Annotated in this window: 6 protein-coding genes and 1 pseudogene; 1 reads left to right on the forward strand and 6 read right to left on the reverse strand. The window is 48.3% G+C overall.

The window, feature by feature from the left end; genetic code table 11:
- Positions 1–216: 216 nt before the first annotated feature.
- From B5F71_RS18045 to B5F71_RS21095, 5 genes and pseudogenes are all read right to left on the reverse strand, one after another.
- On the reverse strand, positions 217–1,071 hold the full coding sequence (locus tag B5F71_RS18045; RefSeq protein WP_241148645.1) for a site-specific integrase: 855 nt from the start codon (positions 1,069–1,071) through the stop codon (positions 217–219).
- Positions 1,072–1,120: 49 nt separating this feature from the next.
- On the reverse strand, positions 1,121–2,242 hold the full coding sequence (locus B5F71_RS18050; RefSeq protein ID WP_087213112.1) for a hypothetical protein: 1,122 nt from the start codon (positions 2,240–2,242) through the stop codon (positions 1,121–1,123).
- A 108-nt stretch (positions 2,243–2,350) separates the two neighbouring features.
- Positions 2,351–3,856, reverse strand: coding sequence for a transcription termination/antitermination NusG family protein (locus B5F71_RS18055; protein ID WP_087213115.1), 1,506 nt, complete (start codon positions 3,854–3,856; stop codon positions 2,351–2,353).
- 620 nt (positions 3,857–4,476) lie between these two features.
- On the reverse strand, positions 4,477–5,694 hold the full coding sequence (locus tag B5F71_RS18060; protein WP_087213117.1) for a site-specific integrase: 1,218 nt from the start codon (positions 5,692–5,694) through the stop codon (positions 4,477–4,479).
- 130 nt (positions 5,695–5,824) lie between these two features.
- A pseudogene (locus tag B5F71_RS21095) lies at positions 5,825–5,950 on the reverse strand (glycoside hydrolase); the annotation flags it as partial.
- Between the two features lie 8 nt (positions 5,951–5,958).
- Between B5F71_RS21095 and B5F71_RS18070 the strand changes: the two are divergent.
- Complete coding sequence (locus B5F71_RS18070; protein WP_206423863.1) at positions 5,959–6,180, forward strand: hypothetical protein; 222 nt, start codon at positions 5,959–5,961, stop codon at positions 6,178–6,180.
- Between the two features lie 79 nt (positions 6,181–6,259).
- On the opposite strand, the gene B5F71_RS20840 is transcribed toward B5F71_RS18070, so the two are convergent.
- Positions 6,260–6,477 (reverse strand): hypothetical protein (locus B5F71_RS20840; protein ID WP_206423864.1); only part of this gene is annotated, 218 nt, incomplete at its 5' end.

The following is a 6,477-nucleotide window of genomic DNA, read 5'->3' on the forward strand; positions in this document are numbered from 1 at the left end:
CATCGTGGTACTCCTTGGGCATTATCCAGCGGAGAAGGCACTTCACGTGCGAGAGGTCGGCATTGCGGTTTGCATTCAGGTATTCCTGAGCGGCGGCTATCTGCCTGAGGTAAGGTATCTCAAAAAAGGGAGTTACAGGCAGTTATCGCCCGCCAGTGCGGGCTGGGAGTTAAATGCCAATACCTTTTGCACCGCTTTCAGAAGCAAGGCTATTTTCTATAGGATGTCGCTTATCCTTATCCCTCTCACCATGTTCTGCCACGAATGCCGGGCAACGGTAAGGTTCAGCGGATAACCAAGCTCCATCGTCTCGCCCAATTTCTTCAGGCTGTAATTGATGCGGTGCAGGATGCCGTCATACTGTCTCCATTGCTCGCGCGGAGATTTTGCCGTGATGACAGGGAAAAGCCGTGTCGTCCCTTCCTGTTTGTAGCGGTCCGCAATCTCCTGCAGAGCCTGCTCCCACGGAATGGAAATCTCCTTGCCGGTGATGTGTTGGCAGTAAGTAAGCTGTCCGTTCTTGATATTCTTTCTCGTCAACCGGAAAATGTCATCGCTCCTCATGCCCTTGGTATAGACTGTGAACAGGAAGATGTCACGGGCGAATACTACCTGCTGTGACTCGCCGCTCAAGTCCAAATCACGCAGGCGTTTCACCTCATCAAGCGTCAACCCGTTCCTGTCTTTCTTGACGCGGTAACTCACGTCCATGCCTTCAAAGGGGTTGCTGTCGGCGGCAAGGCCGTCATCAACGGCAAGACGGTACACCCGCTTCAAATTTCGGATATAGAGGGAAATGGTGTTACGCCCCAGCTCCTGATTCTTCAGCCACGTGTGGTAGTTGCGTATCAACAGGGCGTCAAAGTCCTTGAAAGGCACTTCGTTTTTTCCCAGATAGGCGATGAACCTCCTGAGATACATTTTCAACTTATTGGCGGCGTCATACCGTCCCTCATCCCTCAGTTTCTCAACGCGGGAGTTGGCGTAGGCGATGAAACCGAAACCTTCCAGCCCCTCAGCCCCTCTCCAACTATCCCCAGAAGGAGAGAGGGTTATGATTGCCGTCTGCATGTTCTTTTTTCTGTTGTTATCCACTTTTATTTCAATTTTACCTTGTCTGTCAGCCGCCAAAATAGATTACCCTGCCATTCGGCCTGCCTCCCAAGAAATCAAAGATGTTCGGCTCGTCAAAATAGATGCCCATGTCGGCGTAATAGGCTTCCTCAGGGTCTTCAGGCACGGTGTAGAGGTCTTCATAAAGACTGATCCGCTTGCCAAAGGTGGTGGTGAAATAAGTAAGCTTTGCCGCATCCTGTTCTTTCTTCACGATGTCGTTCCAATTGGCTTCACCGTTCCATATCGGCAGGGCTTCCTCGTTGAGCCATACGGCAGAACCGCTTATGTATGTTTTGTTATTATAGGTAACAAGCTGGACGGCAAGATAATGGCTGGGCACGTCTTTGGGAACGGGTGTCGGGAAAATTACATTCTGGAACACACGACCGTCCCTATGGCGCAAGGTAAGCACATTTTCATTGTTTCGTTCTATGACCGTATAAGTGTCCAACTGTTCGGCATGGATGGCATCAAGTGTTTCTGCCGCTTCCATCAGCAAAGCCTTTTCCTCCGCTTCCACAAAAGAAGTTTCATAACGGAACTGTTTGGCAATGGTAACCGCCAAGGAATCACCGCGCTTGTCACGCCAGTTGAAGGCAAGGTCTGCCCACAGCATTTGCCGGGCGGTCTGCCAGTCTCCCGTAAGCCTGCGGAACATCATTTCCCTGAAACGCAAGTCTGGGAAGATGCGCCACATCACTTGGTCTTCCTGTGGAAACCATGTCAGCATTTCGCCCAAACGGGAGAAATCGCCTGACAGTACACATGCCGTCATCCACCCACGAAGGGCACTGCAAGGAGCTTTTGTCACGACCGCAGATACGAACCTGTCCACTTGGGAGGTGGCTTCCGCGCTCATGTCCAAACTCTCGCACCAGCTGGACACCACATTGCCCACGCTGCGGTACCTGTACTCGTAAACGCCGTCAAGCCCGATAGAAACGGTGTTCTCCGTATAGAGCAGCAAGAAAAGAATAAGCTGCTCGTCGAATGCCGCCGCTTCTTGTTCTAACAAACGGTGCAGCCTGACGTAGATTTCATAAAAGAAAGCCACATCGCCGTCAACGTTCATGGACGGATGGTGAAGGCGTTTCCATTCGGATGTAAATTCGGCTATCGTGTACATTTTATTTCAGGTAACAAGTTGACTAGTTGACGAGTTAACAAGGTTTTAGATGCCATTAGTGAAACTATTCAGAACCTTGTTGCCTTGTCAACTGATACCTTGTCAACTTCAATTGTGCAACCACACCGTCCGCAGATACCTGCGCCATACGGCAAGATGGTTGGTGGTGTTTATTTCCTTGCAGATACGGACACAGGTTTTAATCAATTGGTCCTTTGCCGCCTCTTTTTCTTGCGCTGACGATTGGATGGCAAATACGTTCAGCAACTCTTCGCCGACCTTGAAATTCGGTACTGCTTTTACGGCTGAATCAGGTTCCGTCAATACCTTATATAAAGTAGGCGCGTAATTACGGAAAGACTCGATGAGCTTTTCCGTTTCTGTAAGGGTAATCTCGTTACGGACTTTCTGCACCTTACCGGAAACCAACTTCTCGTTGGCTTTTCCTGCCGTGAGGAAATATCCGTAGAGAAAATCGTCCCAGTTGGCGAAGAAAACGAGGTTTCCCATCTCTTCCCTCATGCCGATATGGGCATAATACGTAGTGTTGGTTTTTCCGTCCTCCTGTCGGCTGGGGTAATAAACCTCTTCGGTGATGTCCACCTTGCGGATGATTTCCGTAAAATCCTTATGTTGCAACTCTACCTCATTCTTGTCTTCTTCCATCTCTATTCCGGATGTGGGCGTAAGGAACGGGCGGAAGGTAATCCGCGGCCAGTTTTCCTTCACATATCCGGGCGTGTCATGCTCGTAGCGGGCAAGGTTTATCAAGAGTTCGGCTTCTTTGGTGGTCAGTTTGGCAAGACGGTCAGCCAAAGCCTTCTCCCCTTGCTTCTGAAGATACTTGCAAAGAGCCTCCAACGACAGGTCGGCGGCAAGATGCTCCATCAGCTCATACAGCATGGGCTGTGTGCGTTCTCTGTAGCCACAGCCTTGCAGAATGCCGACAAGCAGGTCAACAGCCCGCCCTTTCTCCGTACCGATGGACAATCGGTCACCCTCGGCATTGTGAAGGCGGACGACATGGAGGTCGGAAGCATTTGGGTAGGTGACGGTCAGCCAACTGCCCGGCATTATGCCCTGAACACGGAACACCAGTCCTTTTTTCTTGTGGAAGCGGCAGATGTATCCTTCACACCCGGCAAGTGGGCCATCAACCACACGGACTATCTCGTTCGGCTCGTCCGTTTTCGCATTGAATGCATAATCCGTATAAGAACGCTCCAACACTATCACCTTGTCGGCATAGTTCTCGTTGTAGTCGCGGAAAGCACGAATTTGGGATTCGGGTATGATGCAAGCGACAGCTTTCTCGTCCGGCGTGCGCTTTCGGTTGTACCAAATATAAGCACCGGAATCGTTGTCACGGAGAAACTCAGCCAACGCGCCTTGGGTGGCAAGCACAAACACATAGCCGTCGAAAAAGGGCCGTCGCTGCTCGTTGTCACCACGGCGCACATAGACCTTGGTATGCGTAGGACAATAGACTTCCAATATATTCCGTATCTTGCCCTTTTCGCGCTCGATGAGTGCACACAGTTCCGTTTCATGTCCGGGTTTGGTGCAGACAAGAAACCAATGGTAATCGACTGTGTTGAGTTTGTCGGACAACATGATGGATTTACGATTTGCAAAGTACTATTTACGGTGGTTTATCCCATTTACAACACACCAAATCGTAAATTGTAAATAGACGAATTGTAAATGAACAAGGCGTTCCTTACGCTACCCCCCATGACAATCGCATGATGGCTGACTGATACCTCTCCGAATTTGAATCACCACGCTTTGCAAACATTTTTAGGACGTTCTTAGGCGTTGTTTACAGTATTCTTTAGGTTTAGCGGCAGCATTCCGGAGTAAAAACTCAGCAACAATGGCCTGCCGTTGTTATGTGACGAGAAGAACAAAGCGCAATGCGCTTTAACATTTTTGTTCCCATATCACAAATCTTTAGTTTTCAATCAATTAAGTATCTTATAGTTCGCCGCTTTACCATAGTTTTATATTATGAAGCGGCAAAACACGTTGCAAATGTAATAAAAAGATTTAATACTAAGGAATTTAAGGCCTAATTTTTTTTCAAGATTAGTGATTAAAATTTTCCAAAAGCTGCATTTGTTCGACTAATTAAGAAAACCAAGGCTTGATATTCGCTGAATATCAGTGTATTATAAAAACCTGCCGTTTCATAATATACAGTGGCAGGTTTTGTCGAACAGATTCCAGTCGTTTTATTTGCGAAAAATCTTGCCAATCAGTTGACGGTTGGCTTTCACAACACCCTCCGTGTCAATGGACGAAAGGTAGATTTGCGTGGTTTTTAAACTTTCATGCCCCAAACCCTTACTAACGATGGACAGGCTGACTCCCATGTCCCGCATCGTGCTTGCCCAGCAATGCCTTCCTACATACGTTGTGAGCGGAACCTGCAGCCCCACCATGTCGCCGATTCTCTTCAGCAGTCGGTTCACCTTATGTTCCATCCGCTCATATTGCCGGCGTTCCGTGCCATCCTGCTTGGTGATGATGGGCAGCAGATAAGGACTACCGACAGTCAGGTGGGCGTAGGTGTCCACAATCTCCTGCATAACCGGTTCCCATCCGATGGAAATGCTCTGCCCTGTCTTCTTGCGGCTGTATTGCAGCAGCCCGTTCTTGATGTCATTCTTCTTCAGATACGCCATATCTACGAACGAAATGCCTTGCAGGTAGATGCAGAGCATGAATAGGTCACGGGCAAAGGAAAGGTCGGAACCGTCCGGCAAGTTGAGCCTTCTGATGGCCCGTATGGTATCTAACGGGAGGGCGCGTTTCACGGTAGAGGCAAAGCCCGTGAAGACATGGCGGAAGATGTCCTTGTCGGTTGCCAGCCCCTTTTCCACCGCCTTGCGGTAAAGGGTGCGCAAGGTGCGCAGGTAGCACGATGATGAATTTCGCTTCACGCCCTGTTCTTTCAGCCATGCCTCATATTGGTTCATCAGTTCCGCGTCCAATGCGTCTATGGCGATGTCCTCGCCGTTACGGAAACGGGAGAAGCTCGCCAAGGCATCACGATAGGTCTTGGCTGTACCCAGCCTGCCGATGCGGAGCTTTTTCGCCACCATGCCGTGGATAAAGCCGAACCACGTTGGGCAAGGTGGGAGCAGCCGAAAGGCCGATGCAATGTCGTCCGCCGTATATTCCACCATTGCCTGCTCCTTTTCCGTAATCAATGAAGTGATTTGTTTGCAGTCCCACCGTACCTTGGAGGCAATCAGTTGCAGTTCCGCCTGCCGTTCCGGTGTGCCAATGATGCGTATGAACGAAGTCCGCCCGTCCCATTCCTCTGGTGTGATATGATAATCGGTATAAACAGCTCTCGTGCTTCTGCGGTGAGTCACTTGGAAATACATAGTGCCAGGCTTGCCTTCAGCGGTAGAAGGGCGGAATTTTAGTTTGAATGTTGCCATGATGTCTGATTTTTAATTTGTAGTCCAAATGAAAATATACAGAAGCGGTCGTTATTTAGCATTTTGTCCTGAATAGTTTGTCTGTGTAATGCCGGGCATTATTCGGTTGCCTATTTCCTTCTTTCCAGTTTCAAGGCTCGAACAGCAAGGCTAACTCGACCCTCCTGCGCCGCTCAATGCCGGGAATGACCTTTCCTTTCCATTTTCGAAAAGACACGTATTCTTTGAAAATATCCCGGTCTCCACGTTCTAATTTGCATCTGTATGAAATATGTGGAAACGCGAGATTTTGAAAAGGTGGATGAGGTGAAACGCAACGTATTGGCTCTTTACCGCAATGACATCCGCAAATATGCTGACAATCAAGCAACGAAAGTTGCCGCCATTTTTGAAGAGATTCCGGGGCAATTGCAGAAGCATGAAAAGAAGTTTGTCTTGTCCGCATTGCATAGTGAAGCCCGTATGCGTGTTTCTTGGTTAGTTTAACTGATAATGCAGAGATAACAAAACCATCTGAAAGTTCCAAGAAACGGCTAACAAAAAAGTAACATAAAAAACAAAACACCTACGGCGTAATGAAAGCCAACCGGAAAATGATTGACAAGATTTGGGGAAAATAAAAGCCTGTTCCGAATTTATCATGCGAACCATCAAGCCAAGAAAAACTTTTGTAGAAATTCAAAACAGTTTCTTCTATGTTGTAATCCAAATATCCAGAGAATTTTTTTATTTTATTAAAGGTTTTCATTAGCTTTGTAATCAAGGAGTTGAAGAGGATGCAAG

The organism is Bacteroides sp. An269, assembly GCF_002159755.1.
GTDB lineage: Bacteria > Bacteroidota > Bacteroidia > Bacteroidales > Bacteroidaceae > Phocaeicola > Phocaeicola intestinalis.

Coding starts and splice junctions, on each gene's coding strand:
- B5F71_RS18045 (WP_241148645.1), bottom strand. CDS start 1,071: ATGCAGACGGCAATCATAACCCTCTCTCCTTCTGGGGATAGTTGGAGA.
- B5F71_RS18060 (WP_087213117.1), bottom strand. CDS start 5,694: ATGGCAACATTCAAACTAAAATTCCGCCCTTCTACCGCTGAAGGCAAG.
- B5F71_RS18050 (WP_087213112.1), bottom strand. CDS start 2,242: ATGTACACGATAGCCGAATTTACATCCGAATGGAAACGCCTTCACCAT.
- B5F71_RS18070 (WP_206423863.1), top strand. CDS start 5,959: ATGAAATATGTGGAAACGCGAGATTTTGAAAAGGTGGATGAGGTGAAA.
- B5F71_RS18055 (WP_087213115.1), bottom strand. CDS start 3,856: ATGTTGTCCGACAAACTCAACACAGTCGATTACCATTGGTTTCTTGTC.